27 protein-coding genes and 3 pseudogenes are annotated in these 24,864 nt (G+C 33.6%); 23 read left to right on the top strand and 7 right to left on the bottom strand.

The annotated features are described in order from the left end of the window. Nucleotides 1-18: 18 nt before the first annotated feature. From MK119_RS16660 to MK119_RS16645, 4 genes are all read right to left on the bottom strand, one after another. Nucleotides 19-372, bottom strand: coding sequence for a hypothetical protein (locus tag MK119_RS16660; RefSeq protein WP_290680881.1), 354 nt, complete (start codon nt 370-372; stop codon nt 19-21). Between the two features lie 5 nt (nt 373-377). After that, entirely contained in the window at nt 378-1,307 is a 930-nt protein-coding gene (locus MK119_RS16655; RefSeq protein ID WP_290680878.1) for an aminotransferase class V-fold PLP-dependent enzyme, read from the bottom strand. 59 nt (nt 1,308-1,366) lie between these two features. Further along, complete coding sequence (locus MK119_RS16650) at nt 1,367-1,507, bottom strand: hypothetical protein (RefSeq protein WP_290680876.1); 141 nt, start codon at nt 1,505-1,507, stop codon at nt 1,367-1,369. Nucleotides 1,508-1,819: 312 nt separating this feature from the next. Next, on the bottom strand, nt 1,820-2,704 hold the full coding sequence (locus MK119_RS16645) for an AraC family transcriptional regulator (RefSeq protein ID WP_290680873.1): 885 nt from the start codon (nt 2,702-2,704) through the stop codon (nt 1,820-1,822). A 203-nt stretch (nt 2,705-2,907) separates the two neighbouring features. Here MK119_RS16645 and hemA point away from each other — a divergent pair, with 203 nt between their 5' ends. The 20 genes and pseudogenes from hemA to MK119_RS16545 all read left to right on the top strand — a co-directional run bounded on the left by hemA (nt 2,908) and on the right by MK119_RS16545 (nt 18,375). Then, complete coding sequence (gene hemA / locus MK119_RS16640; RefSeq protein WP_290680870.1) at nt 2,908-4,167, top strand: glutamyl-tRNA reductase; 1,260 nt, start codon at nt 2,908-2,910, stop codon at nt 4,165-4,167. Then, nucleotides 4,164-5,741 carry a hydroxymethylbilane synthase gene (gene hemC, locus MK119_RS16635; protein WP_290680868.1) on the top strand — a complete coding sequence of 526 codons (1,578 nt, stop codon included), beginning with the start codon at nt 4,164-4,166 and terminating at the stop codon, nt 5,739-5,741. The genes hemA and hemC overlap by 4 nt, the downstream gene beginning before the upstream one ends. Before the next feature lie 122 nt (nt 5,742-5,863). Further along, a pseudogene (locus tag MK119_RS16630) lies at nt 5,864-6,220 on the top strand (four helix bundle protein). A 33-nt stretch (nt 6,221-6,253) separates the two neighbouring features. Then, the gene (locus tag MK119_RS16625) at nt 6,254-6,766 is read left to right on the top strand and encodes an alpha-ketoglutarate-dependent dioxygenase AlkB (RefSeq protein ID WP_290680865.1); all 513 of its coding nucleotides are present in this window, start codon (nt 6,254-6,256) and stop codon (nt 6,764-6,766) included. A gap of 9 nt (nt 6,767-6,775) precedes the next feature. Beyond that, nucleotides 6,776-6,901, top strand: coding sequence for a hypothetical protein (locus MK119_RS16620; RefSeq protein WP_290680863.1), 126 nt, complete (start codon nt 6,776-6,778; stop codon nt 6,899-6,901). 25 nt (nt 6,902-6,926) lie between these two features. Further along, nucleotides 6,927-7,949: a uroporphyrinogen decarboxylase gene (gene hemE, locus MK119_RS16615; RefSeq protein ID WP_290680860.1), complete on the top strand. Its 1,023-nt coding sequence runs from the start codon at nt 6,927-6,929 to the stop codon at nt 7,947-7,949. 333 nt (nt 7,950-8,282) lie between these two features. Next, nucleotides 8,283-9,287, top strand: a complete 1,005-nt coding sequence (locus MK119_RS16610; RefSeq protein ID WP_290680857.1) for a hypothetical protein — start codon at nt 8,283-8,285, stop codon at nt 9,285-9,287. 37 nt (nt 9,288-9,324) lie between these two features. Continuing rightward, nucleotides 9,325-9,849 (top strand): GNAT family N-acetyltransferase, encoded by a 525-nt coding sequence (locus tag MK119_RS16605; RefSeq protein ID WP_290680854.1) that lies wholly within the window; start codon nt 9,325-9,327, stop codon nt 9,847-9,849. A 23-nt stretch (nt 9,850-9,872) separates the two neighbouring features. Beyond that, a complete protein-coding gene (locus MK119_RS16600) occupies nt 9,873-10,697 on the top strand; it encodes a hypothetical protein (protein WP_290680851.1) in 825 nt (274 codons plus the stop codon). Between the two features lie 3 nt (nt 10,698-10,700). Next, nucleotides 10,701-10,940: a hypothetical protein gene (locus MK119_RS16595; protein ID WP_290680848.1), complete on the top strand. Its 240-nt coding sequence runs from the start codon at nt 10,701-10,703 to the stop codon at nt 10,938-10,940. Next, nucleotides 10,856-11,443: an EI24 domain-containing protein gene (locus tag MK119_RS16590; RefSeq protein WP_366512836.1), complete on the top strand. Its 588-nt coding sequence runs from the start codon at nt 10,856-10,858 to the stop codon at nt 11,441-11,443. The genes MK119_RS16595 and MK119_RS16590 overlap by 85 nt, the downstream gene beginning before the upstream one ends. 84 nt (nt 11,444-11,527) lie before the next feature. Then, nucleotides 11,528-11,701 (top strand): hypothetical protein, encoded by a 174-nt coding sequence (locus tag MK119_RS16585; RefSeq protein WP_290680845.1) that lies wholly within the window; start codon nt 11,528-11,530, stop codon nt 11,699-11,701. A 117-nt stretch (nt 11,702-11,818) separates the two neighbouring features. Then, on the top strand, nt 11,819-12,019 hold the full coding sequence (locus tag MK119_RS16580; RefSeq protein WP_290680842.1) for a hypothetical protein: 201 nt from the start codon (nt 11,819-11,821) through the stop codon (nt 12,017-12,019). Nucleotides 12,020-12,153: 134 nt separating this feature from the next. Continuing rightward, nucleotides 12,154-13,056: an oxygen-dependent coproporphyrinogen oxidase gene (gene hemF / locus MK119_RS16575; protein ID WP_290680839.1), complete on the top strand. Its 903-nt coding sequence runs from the start codon at nt 12,154-12,156 to the stop codon at nt 13,054-13,056. A 90-nt stretch (nt 13,057-13,146) separates the two neighbouring features. Continuing rightward, nucleotides 13,147-13,638, top strand: a pseudogene (locus MK119_RS16570) (site-2 protease family protein); the annotation flags it as partial. A 214-nt stretch (nt 13,639-13,852) separates the two neighbouring features. After that, a pseudogene (locus tag MK119_RS16565) lies at nt 13,853-14,899 on the top strand (DUF4421 family protein). A 28-nt stretch (nt 14,900-14,927) separates the two neighbouring features. After that, entirely contained in the window at nt 14,928-15,359 is a 432-nt protein-coding gene (locus MK119_RS16560) for a PaaI family thioesterase (RefSeq protein WP_290680837.1), read from the top strand. Beyond that, complete coding sequence (locus MK119_RS16555) at nt 15,356-15,766, top strand: hypothetical protein (RefSeq protein WP_290680834.1); 411 nt, start codon at nt 15,356-15,358, stop codon at nt 15,764-15,766. The genes MK119_RS16560 and MK119_RS16555 overlap by 4 nt, the downstream gene beginning before the upstream one ends. Before the next feature lie 90 nt (nt 15,767-15,856). Further along, nucleotides 15,857-17,149: an AAA family ATPase gene (locus MK119_RS16550; RefSeq protein WP_290680831.1), complete on the top strand. Its 1,293-nt coding sequence runs from the start codon at nt 15,857-15,859 to the stop codon at nt 17,147-17,149. Continuing rightward, nucleotides 17,149-18,375 (top strand): tetratricopeptide repeat protein, encoded by a 1,227-nt coding sequence (locus MK119_RS16545; protein ID WP_290680828.1) that lies wholly within the window; start codon nt 17,149-17,151, stop codon nt 18,373-18,375. The genes MK119_RS16550 and MK119_RS16545 overlap by 1 nt, the downstream gene beginning before the upstream one ends. On the opposite strand, the gene MK119_RS16540 is transcribed toward MK119_RS16545, so the two are convergent. The 3 genes from MK119_RS16540 to MK119_RS16530 all read right to left on the bottom strand — a co-directional run bounded on the left by MK119_RS16540 (nt 18,365) and on the right by MK119_RS16530 (nt 22,112). Continuing rightward, nucleotides 18,365-19,309 carry a hypothetical protein gene (locus tag MK119_RS16540; protein WP_290680825.1) on the bottom strand — a complete coding sequence of 315 codons (945 nt, stop codon included), beginning with the start codon at nt 19,307-19,309 and terminating at the stop codon, nt 18,365-18,367. The genes MK119_RS16545 and MK119_RS16540 overlap by 11 nt on opposite strands. A 148-nt stretch (nt 19,310-19,457) precedes the next feature. After that, complete coding sequence (locus MK119_RS16535) at nt 19,458-20,303, bottom strand: hypothetical protein (RefSeq protein WP_290680823.1); 846 nt, start codon at nt 20,301-20,303, stop codon at nt 19,458-19,460. A 6-nt stretch (nt 20,304-20,309) separates the two neighbouring features. Next, nucleotides 20,310-22,112 carry a DEAD/DEAH box helicase family protein gene (locus MK119_RS16530; RefSeq protein ID WP_290680820.1) on the bottom strand — a complete coding sequence of 601 codons (1,803 nt, stop codon included), beginning with the start codon at nt 22,110-22,112 and terminating at the stop codon, nt 20,310-20,312. Between the two features lie 68 nt (nt 22,113-22,180). Between MK119_RS16530 and hemB the strand changes: the two genes are divergently transcribed. The 3 genes from hemB to MK119_RS16515 all read left to right on the top strand — a co-directional run bounded on the left by hemB (nt 22,181) and on the right by MK119_RS16515 (nt 24,312). After that, nucleotides 22,181-23,155, top strand: coding sequence for a porphobilinogen synthase (hemB, locus tag MK119_RS16525; protein ID WP_290680817.1), 975 nt, complete (start codon nt 22,181-22,183; stop codon nt 23,153-23,155). A gap of 9 nt (nt 23,156-23,164) precedes the next feature. Beyond that, complete coding sequence (locus MK119_RS16520) at nt 23,165-23,563, top strand: cytochrome c (RefSeq protein WP_290680814.1); 399 nt, start codon at nt 23,165-23,167, stop codon at nt 23,561-23,563. Nucleotides 23,564-23,679: 116 nt separating this feature from the next. Then, nucleotides 23,680-24,312: a DinB family protein gene (locus tag MK119_RS16515; RefSeq protein ID WP_290680811.1), complete on the top strand. Its 633-nt coding sequence runs from the start codon at nt 23,680-23,682 to the stop codon at nt 24,310-24,312. Nucleotides 24,313-24,864 lie beyond the last annotated feature (552 nt).

The following is a 24,864-nucleotide window of genomic DNA, read 5'->3' as shown; positions in this document are numbered from 1 at the left end:
TAAACTTAATATTTTAGTTTAACAATCATACTCTTCCACTGATATAGCATTCAACTCTTCCATAGTCATGTCATGATCTTTGATAATAAAAGTGGCAATCTTATGTACGACTGCGGAAATTTGAGCTGGTAAATTCATAATATGTAGACAAATTCGAAGCGCTTCTGGATGTGGATTGTCTCCTTTTCTTTCTGGAATAAAACCTACTGCGAAACGATTTGCCTCTCCTTTTTTACCATATAAACAGTCATATAAATCTTTATGGTTAATGGTGTTTCTTGGGGTGACAATTGTAAAAACAGTAACACCATTGGAAAATTTACTAGACATTGGTGTTGTATGTACAATTCTGACACCTAATCTTTGTGCCATAACCACTAATTTTCTTCGCAAATCATTTTGAAGAAACTTAATTCTAGCTTCAATTCTTTTGGATCATTTCCATCGATTTTATTATGTTTTGCAATGGTTTGTCCAAATGCGTAAATATTTGCTTCATCTCGTTGTCCAAGCAATTCAAATCGAGATGTGTCTTCTGGCAATTTATCTTCAAAGTCAATTTTGCCATCATAGGCATGAATACTAATATCAAAATTTTTAGTACGTTCAGGTTTCATATAAAAAATACCTGTTTCAAAAGGTCCCATTAACCATTTATGTGAGCTAGAAGTAAAGCTATCACAGTCTACTCCTTGTATTCCGTTTTTCTCTTTCAAATTAATTTCCAAACCGCCCCAACTCACCGCTCCATCTATATGTATATGAATATCTGGATATACTGCACGTAGTCTTTGTACAATTTCTTTGGAAGGCATGCAAATCCCTGAAATATTGGATACTTCCGAAAAACTTAACAATACAGTTTTTCCTTCTGTCTTTCTGATAGTATTTATAATAATATTGCAAATTTCAGTTACAATCCTTTCATCAGTCCAATTAAAACAGTCTATTTCTTTAAGTGAAAACATTTTGACTTTTTTTGTACGAGTAGCTCTCAATTTCCAGACATTATTATTTGTAGGATGATTTTCGTCCCATAAAAGCACAGTATTCCCTTCCCAAAGTTTAAATCCTTTCGAAAGTTGATTATTTCCTTCGCTTGTATTTCGCACCAATGCAATATTTTTAACATTTGGTTCAGATACGGCGCCAACATGTTGCCCAATTACTTTTCGGATTGCTTCCATAATAATTCCGTAACGTTCTTGTCTTGACTGCATAGAAAAATCTGCATTAAATTGAGAATACAGTTGACGAATTCTATTTAGTACTGGAACAAACCTAGGACATAAATTTGCAGAGTTCATTGGCTCTACTTCAAACTTAGGATCGACTCCGCTGTTAAAAATATCTTTCTAACCTCTAATCAATCAACAAAGCTTTCTTCGTATAAATGCGCTTTAAAATCTTCCTTTAATGCATTATATTGTTCTTGAGGGATTAATGATTTTTGCTCCATCTTCTTTAGAAGTTTAAGCATTTCGTATTGAATCATACTGGTTTCCATATTTTTTTATGTATTTGTGTTTCTTACTCGTTTAAGATTTTTCAGATTTCACCTTTGTAATCAAACACAAATTTGAATGGAAATTCATCAATAAAACAGACCGAAAATACGGAAAATGCCATTGCGGCTTATACTTATACAATACCGTATTTATACTTAAAATGTTATGAAAGAATTGAAAGCTGACTTTAAATAATAAGCCTAGATAAAATACTTCTCGATACAAAAGAAGAGACTACTAACCTACCAAAAGGCGAGGTCAATAACAAAGTGCGCTCAAGGAGCTTGTCGAAGTGAAGCGTATCTAACAATCTAACTAGCAGACAAAATATACTTCTTAGGTGTAGTGCCGTATTTCTTCTTAAACGCAGCAATAAAATGACTTGCAGTACTGTACCCAACTTTAAGCCCGACTTCATTGACATTATAACTACCAGATTCTAACAATTTACGCGCGTATTCCATTTTATAATCAAACAAAAAACTGAACACAGAATCTCCGTAAATTTGTTTAAAACCTTCTTTAAGTTTTTTAATATTCAAACCGACTTCATTTGCCAATTCTTGTAAACTTGGCGGTTCTGCCATATTTGCAATCACAATATCTTTTGCACGACGAATTTTCAAAACATTATCTTCATCCACTAAAAACGGACATTGTTCTATATCAGCATCTTCACTTCTATTAAAATATAAGCTCAATAACTCGTATGCCTTTCCTTTTAGGTAGAGCTTTTTAATAGATTCGTGCATGTTGTTATTTAACATTTGATTCAGCACAACAGCCATCATTGGCGTTATTTTTTTATTATCGTAATACTTTTTATCTTTCTTATCGGCGTCTAAAAAGTGAATATAATTGGCTTCTGTAGAAAATAATGAATGGAACTTTTTAATAGGAATCAACACAGAAATCAACCAGGTTTTGGGCTTTATATCTACATTAATGGGCAAATCGGTTTGTGGATTGTACAGCAATAACGCATGTTCATCCAACACATTAAAAGAATACCTTCCATTATTAAAATTAAACTTGCATTCTCCTTTTACACAAAAATGAAACTGTATAAAACTACTGTCAATTTCACGTATAAGTTGTTGAGTATCATTACCATCATTTTGAAGCTTTAAAATATAAAAGCCATCTTCAACCTGAGTCTCTTTCAAAGTACCTTGAGCGTTATTTTTTAGTTCCATAAGTAGAATTACCTGTTTTTATCTTATTTAGAATGATTCTATGTTAAACAGCTTAAAAAGCCTTATTTTGCAGTAAAATTACAACATTCCGCAGGTTTTTAATAAGAAATGCATCTAAAAAACTTATAGCGATATAAAAAGTCCTTTGAGCGTTATTTTTATTTCGTGTTGAATGATACTTTTGTTAACGATTTTGAATCCCTATGAAGCAATACAATATTTCAAAACATAATTCTTTCTACTGTGTTGGATTAAGTTACCAAAAAGCGGAAGCACACATCCGTGGAAAGTTTAGTTTGTCTGATAAAGCTCAAGCTTCTATCCTTGAAACTACAAAGGTGGAAAATATTGGAGATGGTGCATTGATTATATCTACTTGTAACCGAACAGAAATCTATGGCTTTGCTCCGCATCCTTGCGAGTTTATCAAATTACTTTGCGATTATTCTAATGGAAGTGCAGAAGAATTTCGCGATGTTGCTTATATCCACAAAAATAAAGATGCCATCAATCACTTATTTAGAGTTGGTACCGGATTAGACAGTCAAATTCTAGGAGATTTTGAAATCATCTCACAATTAAAGAAAGGATTCAAAGCTTCTCAAAAAGTAGGCCTGATCAACGGATTCATGGAGCGTTTGTTAAATGCAGTGATTACGGCAAGCAAGCGTATCAAAAACGAAACAGAAATATCTTCAGGAGCTACTTCGGTAGCATTTGCTTCGGTTCAATACATCTTAAAGAATGTAGATAACATCTCTGAAAAGAATATTTTATTATTCGGAACTGGTAAAATTGGAAGAAACACTTGTGAAAACTTGGTAAAACATACCAAAAACAATCACATTACACTGATCAATAGAACCAAAGACAAAGCGGAGAAAATTGCTGGAAAGTTTAACTTAACAGTGAAAGATTACGCAGCACTTTCTGAAGAAATTCAAAAGACAGATGTGTTAATCGTAGCCACAGGTGCAGAACGCCCAACAGTTTCTAAAGACGACATTCTTACCGATAAGGAATTATTGATTTTAGACTTATCAATTCCTGAGAATGTATCAAGTAATGTGACGGAATTAGAAAATACAACCTTAGTTCATTTAGATGCTTTATCGCAAATAACCGATGAAACTTTAGAACGTAGAAAAGCAGATGTTCCAAAAGCTGAAGAAATTATTGATGAAGTAAAAGCTGAATTTACAGCTTGGTTAGAAACCAGAAAGTTTGCACCAACAATCAAAGCGTTAAAGCAAAAACTAACAGCCATCAAAAATGCTGAATTGGACTTTCAACGTAAAAAAATTAGTGATTTCGACGAATCTCAAGCAGAAATCATCAGCAATAGAATCATTCAAAAAATAACCACACAATTCGCAAATCATCTCAAAGATGAAAACACAACTTCGGAAGAAAGTGTAGCATTAATACAAAAAGTATTTCAATTGGAAAATAACTCGTTATGAGTAAACTTATCAGAATCGGGACTAGAGATAGTGATCTCGCATTGTGGCAAGCCAAAGTTGTACAAGAACAACTCGAATTTTTAGGTCACAAAACCGAATTAGTTCCCGTAAAATCTACAGGCGACTTAGTCTTAGACAAACCATTATACGAACTCGGAATTACAGGAATCTTTACACGAACGCTCGATATTGCGATGCTCAATAATGATATCGATATTGCCGTGCATTCTCTTAAAGATGTTCCAACAGTATTACCGAAAGGAATTGTACAAGCAGCCGTTTTAAAACGTGGAAATGTACGTGATACCTTAGTTTTTAAGAAGAACGAAGAGTTTTTATCGCAACGTGATGCAGTGATTGCTACGGGAAGCTTACGCCGAAAAGCACAATGGCTCAACCGATATCCAACACATTCTATTGAAGATTTACGTGGAAACGTAAATACGCGTTTGCAAAAATTAAAAGACAACGAGCATTGGAATGGAGCAATTTTCGCCGCTGCCGGGTTGGGTCGTATTGGTTTACGACCAGAAGAATCTATCAATTTAGATTGGATGATTCCTGCGCCAGCTCAAGGAGCTATTATGATTACTGCTTTGGAAGCCGATGAAGAAGTAAGAGCAATTTGTGCAGAAATCAATCATGAAGAAACAGAAATTTGCACTTCCATTGAACGTAAATTTCTAAACTTATTAGAAGGCGGTTGTACAGCACCAATTGGAGCAATTGCCTATGTAAAAGATGAAGTAGTAACGCTTGAAGGTGTTTTGTTAAGTACTGACGGAACAAAACGAATTTATACAAAACGTTATGAAAAACTAGGCGAACATCACGAGTTGGCAGAATACTGTTCAAACTACATCATAGAAAGGGGCGGAAAACGCTTGATGGATGAAATCAAAAATTCTGGAAAGCAAATCAATGTGTATTCTACCAAGTTATTGACAGAAGCACAACGCCAACTATTTACGGAAGGAATTGTTTCTGAAAGTAGCGATTTCATTAAAATCAGCTTAAACAGAATGAAGCCACAAGTAGTTCGTGAGCCAATTAAAAATGTAATCATTACCAGTAAAAATGCAGTAGAAGCTTTAGCAAATAATTTCTCTTCTGACGAATTACAATTTGAAAATATTTACTGTGTAGGACGAAGAACCAAAAAACTCATTGAGCAGAAAATTGGTCCTGTGGTAAAATCGGCACGAAATTCAAAACTATTAGCAGAATATTTACTTGAGTATATTGAAGGTACTACGGCAACGTATTTTTGTAGTGACATTCGTCTGGACGCTTTACCAAGTATTTTGGAAGAAAATCATATAGAAGTTACCGAAGTACATGCCTATAAAACCATGTTAGATGCTGAAAAATTACAAGACGGAATTGAAGGCGTTATGTTTTACAGTCCATCAACAGTACAAAGTTATATCTCAGCAAACAAAGCCAAAGGAATTGCTTTTTGCATAGGAGAAACAACTGCTAAAGAAGCAAGACAACATTTTGAAGATGTTCGTATTGCTAAAGTTCCAACGGTAGAAAGTGTCATAGAATTGGTGAATGAGCATTATGTGTAATAGGTATTAGTTTCTAGCCTTTAGCTATTGGCTCAGTTGTGATTTTCTGAATATATTTATGAATAAAATAATAAGAAGCTGGAAAATCAACTAAAATTAAAAAATAGCTATAAAAGCAGATAATGAGGGACTTTAAAAAACTTGAGATTTGGAAACAGGGAATCGAACTTGTAAAACAAGTATACAAACTATCTGAAGATTTACCTTCAAGTGAAAAATAGGGTTTTAAAAGTCAAACAACTCGTGCCGCTGTCTCTATTCCTTCAAATAAAGCTGAAGGTTGCAGTAGAAATAGCGAAATAGAATTCAAAAGATTCTTCGAGATTGCCATGGGCTCTTTGTTTGAACTAGAAACACAAATGATTATCATTATTGGACTTAATTTGATTGAAACCGCTAAAGTTGAAAAGGTTTTAGTGTTGATTCAAAAAGAAGGGAAAATGATTAATGGATTAGTCAACAGAATTAAAAATAGCTAAAGGCTAGAAGCTAATAGTCAAAAGCTTATTAAAATGAACGGAATAACCTTTATAGAGAATTTCATCAAACAACCAGAAATATTGTTTGAATTTCTAAAAAACAATGTCTCTTGGGATGTACGCATGGCTGCACGAAAAACAGCAAGTTTTGGTAAAGCTTACAATTATTCTCAAATTAGTTATCCGTACCAAGTATTTACAAATGAAATACAAGAAGTTGTAGGTCTTATTGAGAAAGAACTCAGCTTTGCGCCAAATAACTGTTTGATTAATTATTATTTAGATGGAAAATCACACATGGGTTTTCATTCGGATCAAACAGATATATTAGTTGAAGACACAGGAGTCGGAATTGTTTCAATTGGAGAAACACGTACATTACGATTTCGCCATATTGAAAATAAAGACATTATAAAAGATTTTGAATTACCTTCAGGTTCTTTTTTGTATATGACCAAAGAAGTACAAGACGAATGGCAACACGCAATTCCTAAATCGAACACCGAAAACGGAAGAATGAGTTTGACGTTTCGTAAAATGAAATGAAAAACACAAATGATCATTATTACTAAACTATATCTAATTGAAGCTTCTAAAATAAGTTCAATTTTAGAATTGATTCAAAAAGAAGGTAAAATGATTAACGGATTAATAAAAAAATTAAAAACGGCTAACAGCTAAAAGCAAAGAGCCAAAAGCTACATCTATGCTAAAAAACGATTTATTTTTAAGAGCGTTAAAAGGAGAAACGGTAGAACGTCCACCTGTTTGGATGATGCGCCAAGCAGGAAGATATTTACCAGAATTCATGGAAATTAAAAAGAAGTACGACTTCTTTACACGTTGTCAAACACCTGAATTGGCTAGTGAAATTACCGTACAACCAATTCGTCGTTACGGAATGGATGCAGCCATTTTATTCTCAGACATTTTGGTGATTCCGCAAGCAATGAATATTGAAGTGCAAATGAAACCAAATTTTGGTCCATATTTGCCAAATCCTGTGCGTTCTCAACAAGATGTAGATAATGTAATTGTTCCTGATCCTGAAATTTTAGATTACGTTTATAAAGCAATCAAAGCAACAAAAGAGTTGTTAAATGATGAAATTCCATTGATTGGTTTTGCGGGTTCGCCTTGGACAATTCTTTGTTACTGTGTACAAGGACAAGGAAGTAAAAACTTTGATAAAGCCAAAAAATTCTGCTTTACAAATCCAGTAGCAGCACATCAATTATTACAAAAAATAACCGATACTACGATTGCTTATTTAAAAGAAAAAGTAAAAGCTGGTGTCAATGCTTTACAAGTATTTGATTCTTGGGGCGGCATGTTATCACCAACGGATTATCAAGAATTTTCTTGGCAATACATTAACCAAATTATTGAAGCGCTAAAAGATGATGCTCCCGTAATTGCTTATGGAAAAGGTTGTTGGTTTGCCTTCCAAGAAATGGCAAAATCGAATGCAGCTGCTTTAGGTGTGGATTGGACCTGTTCTGCACGAAATGCACGTTATTTAACAGGCGGAAACATTACGCTACAAGGAAATTTTGATCCAACACGTTTATATTCGCCACCTGCAGAAATCAAAAAAATGGTGCATCAAATGATTAATGAATTCGGAAAGGATAAGTACATTGTCAACTTAGGTCACGGAATTTTGCCTGACATTCCAATAGACAATGCCAAAGCTTTCATTGACGCTGTAAAAGAGTATCAAGCATAAAAGAGTTACTTTTCATAAATCAAATCCGTTATTTACATGAGTAAGCAACGGATTTTTTTATTTTGGGCGTTCCCTCAAAGTACGTTTCCACTTCTTTCAACGTCCTTTTGAGGTCAGGCTCTCGGCTATATCTTTTTAATTCAGTCATTGCGAGACAAATTTCTAATTTGTTATGGCAACCTGTTTGTTATGTAACAGATTACTTCGTCATGCTTCCTCGTAATGACGTTGCAAAGCCAAAAAGGATAACACCTCCATCCTTAACGCAAAGTTTCAAAAAATCTCTATACATACTACAACTTATCCTCTAAAGTCGCGTTACTATTTATACTTATGAAAAAGTATATCATTCTCATAATAACAATTCTATTTGCAACACAAGTTCATTCTCAGTATCACTCAGTTACTTTCAAAACTGATAGTACAGAGGTAGAATTAGTTAAAAACTCTGAATACAGAATATGGGAAGAAACGTATAACAACAAAGATTCCATATTCTACAGCGTTCGATATATAAAAGATACGACAGAGATTCATACAGAAGGTTGGTTTCGAAAAAACGAACAATACATTGGAAAATGGTCTAAATATAAAATTGACGGGACTTGGTTGTACACCATTAATTATAATAATCACACCTGGAAGTACAACAAAGAAGAGTTCAAGTATCAACCCCTAAAAGACTCTATGAAAACCAAAGCAGATAAAATACTGCAAGGTATATTTGGAAAAGATTTTTTTGACAACAACATCGTTTTCAACTTTGATGGCTGCACATCTGTGAAAAAATGGCAAACCAATACAACAGGAACGTATTGGATGCAAAACCCGTATCTGGGAAGTTGGATTGAACCTGTATATCAAAAACCAAATTCATTCGTGATTGCGTATGACATTAAATTGTCAGATAATGAATTATATAATGATCTATTACATATAGAATTAGATTCTGTTGGCAATGTATATAGTAAATCGCTTATTTTAGAAAATATTGATAAAATTCCCAAGAAAAAATTTACCATTACAAAGGAAAAAGCAATACAAACATGCAGACAAAACAAATTAAAAGTATCAAATGCAGATTACAAAACATACCTAAAGTTTGGATATAGAGAAAACACACCTTATTCAGGAAAATTCTATTATGAAGTTGCTCAAGAATATGATGAAATAAAGGATGAAAACTGTAAAGATGATTGTGAAATTATAAAGCTTTTCAATATTTGGAGGTTTGATCCTTGGTCTTCCGAATTACTTTTTAAAAAATCTATGAAAAAGGTATTTACATTGCATCGTGGATGCCTAAGAGGTAGTGATTTTATGGAAATAAAAGAGTAAAATTATTTTTATTAGAATTTGTACTACATTTACAAGAATGCAAATACAATTTTCCATAGCTCTTTTAGAACAAAAAGACAGCAAAGCACTTTTTGAATTGGTTCAAGCAAATGCCAAACGCTTACATCAATACTTTCCTATCACTGTTAGAAGTGTATGTTCTCTAACAGCAACTGAAGATTATATCCATAAAAAAATACGTGAGGTAGCAGCAAAAGAAAACTTTACGTTCAAAGTTATTGCGAATGATTCTCAAAGTTTGATTGGTTTATTAATTATTAAAAAAATTGATTGGCAAACGAAAGAATGTGAATTCGCTTATTTTATCGACAATGCGTATGAAGGAAAAGGCATTACCTCAGCAGGAATTTTAAAACTCATCAACTATGCTAAAGAAGAACTAGCATTACAAAAAGCAATTATTAGGATTGGAGAAGACAACCCTGGAAGCCTACGTATTGCCGAAAAACACAATTTTATTCTTACCAAACGTGTCAAAGATGGACATGAGGATTTTCACGGGAATATTATGGATGTATTACATTTTGAGCGACTTTTGTAAATCAAAATCTACATGTAGAGTTTATGCCAATTGATACGATCGCAAACATAAAATTTGATAAAGAAATCATCAGTTATTTATCGGTGTTAAAACCTGCTGCTGTTATGATTTTGTTAGCACCTTCCGAAACGGATTTAAAAGATATCATCCGACTTACTGTGCTAGATTTAACTTTAAAAAAAGTACTTTCTATTCAACGTAAAGAAGTGCAATTACATCCTAGCGATCCGTATAAAAGACTCCGTACTTTTGTAGAAACAGACACAAATTTTAATACATATCGAAAAAGTGTTTACGAAACGTACTTTACAGGAATTATTGATGAATACAGCTACTTTCACTTATATTCATATGTATTTCGCGTGTATGATGAACTTCCTGTAGACAATACAGTGAAAAAAAGCATCATAAAAGAGCAAAAAATCCGTAATTTATTTTCTATAGTTTTTGTATTTGACACTTTAAGTGTATTTCGTTTGAATAGGAATGGAGTCAAAATTAGAAATGAAATCATACGCTATATTGTAACAATTGAACAGAATTTAGAACAAATCATAGAAGATTCACCAAAACAAGCATTGCGTCTAGTCTCTTTTTTAAAAGGAAACTTTTTCTTGCTGAGAAATATTCCTGCTGAAGTACTAGAAAAATTAAACAACCTGATTCAACTTCATAAAAAAGAACTAAAAGATGAATACTTTGATTTGTTTGATATCTTTGAGTTTTCGGACATCTTTTTTTCAGACATTTCCGAAGAAATAAAAGAACTATTAGAAAAAATAGAGAGCTCATATTCTAGTATTGAAAGAGGATCTAGTGATATTAACCCAAGAGATTTATATATTTAAACCATGGTAAAAGAAGTATTCAACGGAATTCAAGACTACTTTACAGCGTACAGACTGCTGAATGAACTCAACTTATGGAAATATTTCAAAATTCCTATTGTCATTAGTTTTCTATTAGGAATTACCGTCATTTTGCTTCCTGGAGTTTTTCGGATGATATCGGTAGCGTCCTCTCAAGCGCTTGGGGATTTTCCTGGGGAAAACAAACCATCATTGCTATCAGTAATTTTATTGGTGGTTTAATAGTTTTTGCCATTGGAATTGTCATATTTAAACACGCACTCATGATTATTGCTGCGCCATTTATGAGTCCGATTTCAGAGAAAATTGAACGCCATATTTACGGAATTGTAAAACGCCCAGGATCAAGTTTAAAAGCAAAAGCTTCTGCATTCTCAAGAAGTATTCAATTAGGTATTCGAAATTTTGTTGTAGAACTCTTGTGGATTACTCCGTTTTTCATCTTTAGTTTTATTCCAGTAATTGGTTCCGTTTTTCTACTAATGATCTTCTTAGTACAAGCCTATTATGCAGGATTTGGAAATATGGACTATACATTAGAACGGTATTTTCCATATAATAGAAGTGTTGAATACGTACGCAATCACCGCGGGATTGCTATTGGTAACGGAATTGTATTTATGTTAATCTTAATGATACCAATAGTGGGAATTCTTGTCGTATTGCCTTTATCTGCTGTAGCGGGAACCATTACTACTTTACGAGAATTGCATACAAAAAAGTAAAAAATTTATTTTTTAAACTTAAGTGTAGAATATTTCCTATATCTTTTCGGTACATTTCATACTTATCTTTAAAACATAGATACTATGAAAAAAAGCAAAAAAAAATTAGAAATCAGCAAAAAAACAGTTGCTAATTTAGAAAACATCAAGGGAGGACGCTCTGTAACTTCCTATAGTTGTCCAGGTGATCAATGTCCTACTGAAAAAGGAAAAAGTTGTGAAAATGGACCATGTGAAAAAACTATTCAAGATCAGTAAGACACAATTTTGAGAAGTTTTTGAGGAACTTAACTAAAAACTTCAGCAAAAATGTATCTAAAAAAAGAAGAAGTCAGCAATGGCTTCTTTTTAATTACCAACAAAAATTCAAAAACAATGAAAAAAAGTAAAACAACATTAAGTCTAGGAAAAAGCACAATTGTTTCTCTAGAGAAAAAAGCACAACAAATGATTGTTGGTGGCTTTGACTCTCCACAAGCACCAACGGATAGTTGCCCTGGTGGAGGCGGAAATTGTGCAAGTGAAAGAAATAGCTGTAACTTATCATGTAATGGCTATCCAAAATGTTTTAACTAAAAACATATTTCAACATACAATTAATAAAAGAGAAGTCAGCAATGGCTTCTTTTTTGTTTTATGCAATGGTCTATTTCTAATATAAAAAGTACCTTTGTATCACTTACTAAGCAATCGATGCTAAATCAAAAATAATGAAAGACCTTTTTCTAAACTACATTCATCAATTACAAGACACGATTACTTCAACCATAGAAAAAATTGATGGAAAAGCTACATTTCAAGAAGATTTATGGAAACGTCCAGAAGGTGGCGGCGGACGTACACGCGTAATTGAAAATGGAAATATATTTGAAAAAGGCGGTGTAAATATTTCAGCGGTTCATGGTGAACTTCCAGAAGCATTACGCAAAAATTTTAAGGTAGAGCAAGGTGATTTTTTTGCCTGCGGATTGAGCTTGGTACTACACCCGAAAAATCCATTCATCCCAACAGTACATGCCAATTGGCGTTATTTTGAAATGTATGATGAGCAAGGAAATGTAGTGACACAATGGTTTGGTGGCGGACAAGATTTAACACCCTATTATTTGTATGATGAAGATGCCATTCACTTCCATACAATTTGTAAAGAAGCTTGCGACAAACATCATCCTGAATTCTATCCAAAATACAAAGAAATCTGCGACAACTATTTTTGGAATGCGCATCGCAATGAAGCGCGTGGTGTTGGAGGATTGTTCTTTGATTATTTGAAAGAAACGGACGAGTTCTCCATGCAAGATCGTTACAATTTTGTAACAGAAGTCGGAAATAGCTTCCTAAACAGTTATGTTCCTATCGTAGAACGTCGCAAGGAAATGGAATACACACAAGCACATAAAGATTGGCAAGAAGTACGTCGTGGACGTTATGTAGAATTCAATTTAGTGCATGATCGCGGGACTTTATTCGGACTCAAAACCAACGGGCGAATTGAAAGCATTTTGATGAGTTTACCACCTACAGTTCAGTGGAAATACAATCATCATCCAGAAGAAGGAAGTCACGAAGCAAAATTATTGGAAGTCTTAAAAACACCAAAAGCATGGATTTAAACACAGCTGCTATTTACTTCGGAATTTCTGCTGCTGTTGTCATCTTTTTGTTTAACATATTTCACTGCATTATAGCTAAGACTTTTTAACGTACGTATTGAAAAGTTCGGTTTATTAATAGCACTTAGGAATAAGTATATTTTAAAATTTAAACGTCATCATACTGAATATTCTTTAGGTGTTATTCCAACAGGCAGTTTTGTCAAAATTTCAGGAATGATTGACGAAAGATTAGATACAAGCGAGCCGTTTGAGATAGAAGATTATATGCTTCTTTTTAAGCCTCCAATAGTACGTTTCATCTGTACTTTTGGCGCTCCAATTTTATTATTAATTCCTTTTTTAATTAGCACGAGCTTTGTTGCGATAAGTGGCTCATTTAGTGAAAGCTTTCAAACAATAATTGATGTATTCCACAATATATACCAATACATTTCGGGAACTATTGATACTACTCAAACAGAAAACAGTTGGAATACGATTACCCAAAATGCGAATCTATTTCCAGTCATTTTTTCAATATTAACACTGGTAATTGCCATTAGCTCTGCAATCTCAATGATGGTTGCTATCATGGGATAAAAAGTAGAAAAAGCGTTGATATTTTTATACATGGTGATACTTATATGCTACATATACATACTGTAAAAATTAGGAGCGCTTTATTTCTCAATGTATAGTTTTTCAGATTTACTAGTAAGTCTGCTAAAATTTATGACTCCTGTATATATTTTTAGCCTTATAATTATAGCATGTGTTAAGATTTTACCTATGAATAAGTATATTTAACACCATTATGAAATGGTTTCTTTGTAAATGTCTGTGTTTAGGTATGCTATTCAGTATGAAAGCACAAACACCTAACGTACCTGAAACAAAAGATACAATTGTTTCAGAAAATGAATACTTTGATAAGTTGAAGGAAAAAATTAGCATTCGTACCAATTTCAGTGGTGATGTACGATCCTACAAAATACAAGATTCTGAATCCTCGATAGAGTTTTCACCGAATAGTGAATATAGACTTTCCCTAACAGTTGATTATCGTTTTTGTGGTATCACGCTTGGTTTTAGTCCTCAATTTTTACCTGGAAATGATGATGAAAATCTAAAAGGAAAAACCGAATTGAACAATTTTGGTCTTCAATTTTACTTTAATAAATGGTTGCAGCGCATAAGTTATGAACGCATCAAAGGATTTTATATAAATAACACAGGTGATTTTATCGAAAATTGGCGCGAAGGAATTGATCCATAAATACAATTTTCAGGATTGCGCACAACTACATATTCAGGAAATACAGCTTATAAATTTAACGATAACTTCTCACTACCAGCGATCAATGGATATATTCATTGGCAAAAAAAATCTGCTGGAAGCTTTATTCCTTCTTTAGATTACAACTATATAAGTGCAGAATTAAAACATACGGACGAAATTTCGGAAATAGAATCAAAAGAAGTAAACATAACACTCAAACCTTCATACTTATACACATTTGTATACCAAAATAATTGGTTTTTATCTGTAGAAGAAGCTCCTGGGATTGGAATAAATTTTACAAAAGATACCGAAATCAATATCTTAGACAATACAAGCGGCACTAGTAATAGTAACGAATTACATTACACCTACAATGCTACACTAATTTTAGGCTACAATTCAAATTCGTTGTACGGAGGTGCAAGATACAATGTTAAAAATCTTTCGAATTTTGATAAATCAGAAGAAAACTCTCTTCAAACTGAAAACTTTTTTGAATTCTTAATCGGATATCGTTTTGATGCACCAAAATTTATCAAAAAACCTTTTGATTGGATTGAAAAAAATACGGGACTTTAATCTCACACGATTTTATTAATTTTAAAACATGGAACACTATCGAAAGTTAGAGCGTATGTATTTGTCTGCAAATATGAATACGCACATTTATCAAACTACTGAAATTACGATTGAAGATGAAACTGCCATCATTTCAATGACCATTGACCCAAAGTATTTTCATGCCCTAGGCGCCATTCATGGTTCTGTATATTTTAAATTATTGGATGATGCTGCATTTTTTGCCGTAAACTCTATTGTAAAAGATGCTTTTGTCTTAACGACTTCTTTTAATATCAATATTACACGACCTATCAGCGAAGGAAAAATTACAGCGACAGGAAAACTCAAATTCAAATCGCGAAATTTATTTGTTGCAGAAAGCACTTTGGTCGATGAAAAAGGCAGAGAAATTGCTTTTGGAACAGGGAATTTTGCCAAAAGTAGAGTTGCATTGACAGAAGAAATTGGATACATTTGAAAATAAGCTCAAAGAAAATAATACTTTTATTCATCTTCGGTCCACTAACCAATAGTTTAATTTCTCAAGAAATCCATAAGACATATCTACAAAAAAAAGAAACACGACACAGTAATCAATGGGACATTACTAGTCTAGACAGTTTGGTTTTATATAAAAATGGCACTTTTCATCGAACTCGTTCGTATAAATTTCATGAAATTATCAATGTAGAAATAAAAGGAGATTGGAAAATTAAGAACGATACTTTACACTTAAATGTGCAGCAAATAAAAGAAAATAAATCAGATACTGAGTGGACAAAAATTAACTCTAAACTACGTTATTTGAAAAAAAGACGAAAACTCAAACCCATAGATAGATCAGAGTTTTTTGCTACAGAACATTTAAATCTCGTAAAAAAATAAGCGCTTTAAGCACATACATAGCATCGTATTTTTTAAAAAACTATCGTATTTTTAGATAATTTTTAAAAGATTACCGAAAAGATTTAACGAATGTTAGAAAGTTTATTAGAAGCCTTACAATTTTCCCCAAATAATATTCCGCTCAAACTCCAAATTGCAAAACTGTATGTGCAACAAGGAAGTTTTGAAGAAGCCGAACAACAGTTCATTGAAATTATTGATTTAGACGAAAGTCATTTGGAAGCCAAATACGAATTGGCAAGTTGCTTCTACAAGCAGCAAAAAATTACAGCTGCCGAAGTGTTGTTGGAAGAAATCATAAAAATAAATCCCGATCAGAAATATTTAGAATTATTGTGCTACTGTCAAATCAATCAAGAAAATTATAGTGACGCACAAGAGACATATAAAGAGTTACTGGCATTAGACAGAAATTATGTAAATGAAGATTTTGACAATGCGCTAAAAGTAACTACCACACGCGAACCTGATTTTATCGATGAAGATGGCTTGTCTTTTTTGAAAAAACCAACAACCAATTTTGCAAGTATTGGTGGTATGGAAGACATCAAAAAGGAAATTGACATGAAAATTATCAAGCCTTTAGAACACCGTGATTTGTACAAAGCCTATGGCAAAAAAATTGGTGGCGGAATTCTATTATACGGTCCGCCTGGTTGTGGAAAAACACATATTGCGCGTGCTACGGCTGGAGAAATTAATGCGAATTTTATCAGTGTTGGCATCAATGATATTTTGGACATGTGGATTGGGAATTCGGAGAAAAACTTGCACGAAATCTTTGAAACCGCTCGAAAAAATACACCGTGTGTCATTTTTATAGATGAAATTGATGCACTTGGCGCGAATAGAAACGATGTCAATAAAACTTCGGGAAGAACTGTAATTAATCAATTTTTGGCAGAATTGGACGGAATTGACGCAGATAATGATGGAATTTTAGTGTTAGGTGCTACAAATGCACCATGGCATTTAGATCCTGCTTTTCGTCGTCCTGGACGTTTTGATCGTATCATTTTTGTATCACCGCCAGATGTAGAAGCCAAAGCAGCTATTTTTAATATTCACCTCAAAGAAAAGCCAACAGAAACCATTGATTATATGGCATTGGCAAAAGCAGCCAAAGAATTTTCGGGAGCAGATATTCAATCTGCTATTGATGTTGCCATCGAAAGAAAATTAGAAGCTTCTTTCAAAGATGGCATTCCAAAGCCATTGAGTACAAAAGATATCTTAAAAGCCATTAAAAAGATAAAACCAAGCACCAAAGAATGGTTTGTTTCTTCTAAAAATTACGCCTTGTACGCAAACGACAGCGGATTGTATGACGATATTTTGGCCTATTTAAACATTAAGAAATAATGGAGTCAAAAAATCATTTACGAGGTGTTCAATTATTTGAACTAGGACGTTTTCAAGAAGCTATTAGCTATTTGAGTGATGCTGTTTCAGAAGACGTTTATAACTATCCAAGTAAATATTATTTGGCACTGTGTTTTTTCAACGTAGAAGACTACGGAAAATCATCTCAAATGATTGACGATTTACTCCGTGAAACACCAAATGAAGGAAATTTATTCTTTTTAAAAGCACAAATCGCTTCCCGTTTAGACAAACTTCAAGATGCCATTGATTTAGTAGAAAAAAGCATACAACTCGATCCGTACCAAGCCGATTATTTTGGTTTTAAAGGCGCCTTGTTAATGGATAAAAAGAAGTTTGAAGAAGCCTTGCACTTTGTCAACGAAGGTTTACGATTAGATCCTAAAAATGTAGCTTGTTTAAATATTCGCGCACGCTTGTTGACCAAACTCAATCGCAAGGAAGAAGCCAATCAAACAGTAGAACATATTTTGTTTGATAATGCTGAAGATGATTATGCACATGCTAATGTTGGATGGGTTTCATTGGAAAATGGCGATACTAAAAAAGCCTTACATCATTTCAAACAAGCACTGCAACTCAACCCAAATATGCAGTATGCACGTGAAGGCATGGCAACGGCTATAAAATCGAAGAATTTATTGTACAAATGGTATCTAAAATATGCCTTTTGGATCAGCAAGCAATCGTCTCGAAATCAATGGATTTTTATTATTGGATTGTATGTTGCGTACCGTTTAGGCGTGAAAGTATTAGAAGCCTCTGATTTAACGTTTTTAATCATTCCATTAATCATCATCTACTTAGTTTTTGTCCTTGGCGGATGGATTATGGAAGCCTTGTCGAACACTATTTTATTAGGCGATTCGTATGGAAAATATTTATTGACTGAAAATGAAAAATATAGTGGATATGCTTTTGGCGGGTTGACCATTACAGGAATTTTAGGAGTTATTGCCTTTTTTGTTTTCAACAATCCTCTGTATATGTTGTTTGGATTTACCAGTTTTTGCGCCTTGCTCCCATTACCTGGGTCATTTTTACGAAACTCCAAAAAAAGTAGAATGCTAGGACTTTTCTACGGAATTGCGATACTTTGCGTAGGTTTCTTAGGCATGCTTTTTACCAACGATATTATACTCGTTGGTGGAATTGTTTTAGGAATGATGGTTGTGTATACTTGGGTATTTAATTTTATTTCTTAGACTTATCTACCAAAATAAATAGACCGCTTTCTGCTTCTTTTCCATAAATAGCAACTGCTGCTTCCGATTCGAAAAATAAAAACTCTTTGTTTTCTACATTACAACTGCTTTTCTTTCCAAGTCGCGCTTTTCTGAATTCCTCATAATCAACTCTTTTCTGATTTTGAATAATTACCGGATCCTTTTTTCTGACATGACCAATTCCTCCCAAAACTAAAACTAATGGTTCCGCTTTTATAGCATATTCAGAACTCATTTCTTCTTTGGATAAAATATAGTCTTTATCTCCATATCCAAATCTGTTTGTTTCATCGCTTTTCGTTTCAACTTCATCGTAAGAAACTCGAATCACATTGTCGTCATCAATTAATTCTGAAGGAATTTTTAACGAAAATGTGCCATCTGATAAACTATGTGTACTGAGTATTTTTTGAACTGTTACCAATGTAATTTTAGCGTTCTCAATTGGCACTCCCTTTTCATTAATTTTTACAATTCCTTTAAAAGTGACAAAACTATCTGATGCAGTTGGCGTCGGTTTTGTTTTGTTTCGTTTGATATTTGATTTTGAAGACAGGTTTGAGGCTGTCTCTACATATTCGGTTGGTGCTTTTTCATTTTGAGTACACGAAGTAGTACTTACAGCTAGTGTAGAGGCCAATAGTACGCTTGCCGCAATATTTGAATACGGTAATTTGTATGTTTTTTGAACTTCTAAATCGATTAAAGGTGTTGCCAGTTGTTTTTGGGTCAACCGTGCGCAGATTTCACCTTTTGAGTTTTTGATCTTTTCTGAAATTTCTCGTGTACTTAACTGTGTAAAATCGATGACATTTTTGGAACATACATCACAAAAACTACCTTTTTCATTTGGTGTCATATTTTCCCATTGTTCACTACAGGCTTTGTTAAGTTTTAGAAATTTACTTTTCATGATCGGTTGTTTTTAATGTTATTGTTTGAAGCTACTCATTTCTTCATTCAAATCAAAAGGTATTAAGAAAGCTTTCACTATTTATATCTTAAAAATCTGGTTTTATATTATAATCAATCGCCTCAAAAACAATACCATTGCTTTCAAATCATTTCCAAATCACTTCTTTTTTGGAGGTATTTTTAAAAACATTTGTCACATGGAACAAACGCGCTTTTATGAGTAGTTTTCTTCCTTCCACAGTGCGTGTATAATGCAATCGTACGCCGCCTACATAAGTTCTCCAATTTCCGAGAAAAATCTCGACATCTTTCTTTTTTCCTCCAAAAATTGCGGGTACTGCAAAGTAATTTTGCAATTCTGTAATCTCCTTAAACAGGCTTGATTTTTCTAGCAAATAGCGAGGGTTTTCTATAGGATTCAATATTTCCTGTAATGCTTTTACAAACAGAGCACTTTCCACACGCGTGGCACCATCAATATTACAAATAGTTCCACTTAAAAATATTTCTTCTGACCTAATTTTAATTTCATCTAATGGCGTTGTAATATATCCTAAATCATGAAGCGAATACAGTACTGCTTTTCCAATATTCTCAATATTTTTATAGACAAATTGCGACTGCGAATAAATACTGATTTTTTTAAACAGCTGATATCCTAAAACCATTCCCAGGATTCCAATAATACTGTATAGAGAGTATAAAAATCCAGAAGAAAGCGTTGCCAAAACATTGTGTATGTATATCTCAGATACAGCAACTAAACCTACCATAATAACCTCAGCAGCAATGTAACTCGACATTTCTCGTTGGTAAACTTTCTTGCGTCTCAATGCTAATTTTGGCTGCTCTGTAAAGTATTGTATTTCTGTAGTCAACGAATTTCCTTTTTCAATAGCAGTTTCCCATCTCCTTTTGATAGTTTGGCGATTTGCAGCACTTTCAAAAGTTCGTATGTTTATATTATGAATAATGTCATTATCATACGCCATTGGCAGCTATAAACGACCAATTCCGGTGGTAATATAAACTGGATCGTCATATGAAACACCTACAAAAGCATGAAAACGTCGCTGCAATTTTGCCAAATCGTCTCCTCCATCTTCCGCAGTTGGATCAATACATGCCAAGTGCCATATATTGCTGATCTTATCAGGATTTCCTTGTTGCTTACGAATGGCTCGTCCGCGCATTTGATTGGAAGATACATACGAACCTACAAACGAAGCTAAAATCAAACTATTGATAGCTGGTGAATCCCAACCTTCGCCGAGTAACGATTTTGTCCCAATCAACACATGGATATGTCCTAGTTCAAAAAGTCTGGTGATGTCTGCAACCAAACCTGACTTTACTTTGGCACTAATTGATATTTTTAAAAATTCATCATCGTAATCTAACGATGAATAATTATAACTTTTATCTGGATGAAATGTATTTAAAATTGACAAGCAAGATTTTGGAATAATCACCATCGTTCCTGAAAGTACTCCGATAGATCGCACATGCTTCAAAGAAGTCCGCAAGTGTTGAAAAATTGGCAATACACCTAATTGATTTACGGATTGAATATCTGTAAATTTCAAAAATTCTTTCCGAATGTAATCCGTCAAAATTACCGCGCGCAATTCTGTATCTAAGTTTCTATATTCCTGCTGAACAATATCAACTATACTTTGCAATTTACTCGGACTATTTGCCAAGGTTTTATACAATTGATCGTCTCCAAAAAAACGCACACGCTTCTTTTGAAGCATTCCGTTGCGACGCAAACGATTTTCTAATTTCTGCAATAATTCTTCATGCTGAACCAGTTGTTCACGATCGGCAAATAGTATATTTTGCAGTAAAACTTCAATCCAATCATAATTCAGTTTAGGCAAACTCACATCTTTATCAACATCAAAACCTAAGACTTCAAACAAATACGGATTAACAGCTTCGTCAACTGCTTCCAAAAAGATTAAAATACTCGAAAGGTAAGTTGGTTCTTTATAAATTTCCTCTAAATGATCATCTGTGTCTGTTAAAAAACGATGGGTTTCTAACAAAAAAAGAAACTGTTTATCTTCTTCCAAATTATCTACAAAATCTGCTACTTTCTCGCGATATTCCACAATAGATGCTGTCTGTTCTTCTGTTGGTGAAGAAAAGTGAATATAATCTTGATGCGCACACAAATCGCCTTCTTTTACCAAATCTGGCACGGCAATTTCTTCATCAATTGGACCACACAATTCAAAATAACGAGATAATTCTTGATCTGTACTATCAATTGGTGGCGTAGCTGTTAAAGCAATGGTTGTTAACTTTCGATCATCTTTCAAAGCAAACAAACACTTCCACCATTCATTTTTTAAATGATGTGCTTCATCTAACACAATGGCTTCAATTCCGAAATTTTCAAAATGCTGTAAAAAGGCTTCTTTGGTCTCAAACGATTTGTAAAACGAATGAAGCGATTGATAGGTTGTAAAGGTGAGTAATGCAGGTTGTTTTAAATCAAATGAAAATGCTGTAAAAGAAGCATCTTTCGTAAAAAAAGATTGCAATCTATCTTTCCACTGATTCCGAATGGTTAGGGTTGGTGCAAATACAATGGTTTTCTTTTGCACTCGGCGCAGCATTTCCAAACCTAAAATTGTTTTTCCAGAACCTGGTGGCGCAACCACATGTAAATGATTGTCATTTAAATGCAAATCAAAAAACGCTAAAAACTTTTCCTGATAATTACGCCATGTCAATTGAAATTGTAAGGATTCAAAAGGCGTTTTTGGTATGAGTTTCGGCGTTTTATTCATTATCTTTGTAATTTATAAAAATATAAAAGATATTTTAGAGGTTACCTTTTATTTTTAAATAAGAATTTATGTTTCCACTTCGACGCAATAGACGTTTACGTACCAATGCAGCCATTCGCGGTTTGGTTAGAGAAAATATCATTACAGCCAACGATTTTTTAGTGCCACTTTTTGTGGTAGAAGGCAAAGGTGTGAAGGAAGAAATTCCGTCCATGCCAAATTATTACAGACATAGCTTAGACACACTTGTTGACGAATTAAAATTGTTGTGGAGTTTAGGTTTGCGTTCTGTATTGTTGTTTGTAAAAGTGCCCGATAACTTAAAAGATAACAAAGGAACAGAAGCGTTAAATCCAGATGGTTTGATGCAACGTGCCATCAAAGTGATTAAGAATACCTGTCCAGATATGATTGTGATGACCGATGTTGCGTTAGATCCGTATTCTTCTTTTGGTCATGATGGTATTGTAGAAAAAGGAAAAATTATCAACGATGAAACCGTAGAAGTTTTGGCAGAAATGAGCGTTTCTCATGCAGAAGCTGGCGCTGATTTTGTAGCACCAAGTGATATGATGGACGGACGTATTTTGAGTATTCGTGAAGCTTTGGAAGATGAAAATTTTACCGATGTGGGTATTATGAGTTATAGTGCCAAATATGCTTCTGCTTTTTACGGACCTTTCCGTGATGCGTTGGATTCTGCTCCAGGATTTGGCGATAAAAAAACCTATCAAATGGATCCTGCTAACCGTCATGAAGCTATGCGTGAAACCGAAATGGATATTGATGAAGGTGCGGATATTGTGATGGTAAAACCTGGTATGCCGTATTTGGACATCGTACGTGAAGTTAAAAATGAATTTGATGTTCCAGTTGCAGTATATCAAGTAAGTGGTGAGTATGCTATGTTAAAAGCTGCTGCTGCCAAAGGTTGGCTAGATCACGATCAGGTAATGTTAGAATCCATTATGGCATTTAAACGTGCTGGAGCTGATATGATTGCGAGCTATTTTGCTAAAGATGTGATAAAATTATTATCTTAAAGGGAAAAAATGAAAGCTGCTATTTCCATATTTGTATTTTTAATTTCTGCGGGAATGGCGGTTTTATATCTTGTTCATGTTAAAGAGCAACAATATGCCACTGCCTTAGCAATTGAGGAAAGTCCACGATTTTTCTGTGGTACAGTTTCTCCTTTAGATGAAAGTACCAAATTTGGAAAACAATTGTTCAATGCTAATTGCGTAGCTTGTCATAAGTTAGATTCTAAATCTACAGGACCAGCTTTACGCGGTATTGTAATACGCTACGAAGAGGAGAGAAGTTCAAGTTTAGATTCTTTTTTCTACAAAAGAAGGTTTCAAAGAGAAAACAACACAAACAAATCCTGTTTTATAACTCCCGAAATCACTGATACAGATATTCAAAACATATTACATTATACACAATAAAAATCATGAATAAATACCTTCCATAACTTACATTATTTGCAGCGTTTATTGCAAATGCACAAGACACACCAATTTCTGCTTTTTTAGAGAAATGAGAGAATTCTAAAAATTACTTGGTGGAAATGGCGGAAGCTATGCCAGAAGATAAGTATAGTTTTAAAACTACTGAACGTCAAAAAATATTTCAGGAGCAACTGATGCACATCAAACAAAATATGGATTGGTTGAGCACAACTTATTTTTCAAAAGATGGAAAGAAAACTCCAAAAGCAACCTACACTACCAAAGCAGAGGTCATTACTGCTATCAAAGAAGCATTTGATAATACAGCAGCGATTATCAAAAATGCATCTCCAGAAGAATTGAAAGAAGTGGTTGCGTTTTTTGCAGGTCCAAAAACCAAACTTCAAATTTTAAATTTATTACAAGATCACGTTACGCATCACAGAGGACAAATTATAGTCTATTTGAATTTAAACGACTTAAAACCAACGATATATCGCGGTTGGCAAACTAAAAAAGGCCGCTTTGAATTTACTAACATTGCCATTTTTCAAAGCAGCCTTTTGTTTTTAAAATCCTATGGCCACCAGTCTAAAATACAAGAAACTTGCGGACGTGATATACATCTTTCTTCTTCTACTGGTTCTGCTGGCTTGTATGGAGGTCTTCCTCCTTGTGTAGCAGCAATTGTTGATTTTTTAATGCTCAACTTATCTAAGCTTACTTTCTTTTTTTTCATAATATAATATGTTTTGATTATAACGCTAACTTATTATGCAACAAATTATTAACCAAATAAGTATGGTGATGCTTTATAAAATGTCACTTCTTTTTTTATAAAAAAGAGTCTACAAAAACATAGACTCTTTTCATTTATATAACCTTCACTAACTATTCTTTTACTAGTTGTTTTACTGTTGATTGGTTATCATTCGTTGTAATTTTACAAAAATAGATTCCTGTATTCTATCGTTGAATATTAATCTTGTACACACCATCTTTTATTTGTGCTTTATAATATGGAAGTCCTCTTACATCTGTAATTTCTTAATCTAGTGTTTTAAAATCTTTGTAGTTTTCTACCTTAATTTCTACATCAGATTTCCCAGGGTTTGGTGACATTTTAAAACGTACTGGATCTACAGGAGCTTCTTAAGGTTTTACATTAAATGGATGCCTTCCTGACACTGTTGAATCGCCATTTTTACAAATAGCTGCTACAGAAAAACTATAATCTCCTGGCGCTAGATATTAGGTATAAGTTGTATTTGTTGTACTCACCGTATGTAATAATACAC

It is taken from the genome of Kordia sp. (assembly GCF_022447245.1).
GTDB lineage: Bacteria > Bacteroidota > Bacteroidia > Flavobacteriales > Flavobacteriaceae > Kordia.
The sequence above is the reverse complement of the archived record's forward strand: the minus strand, read 5'-3'. Positions and strand labels throughout refer to the sequence as shown.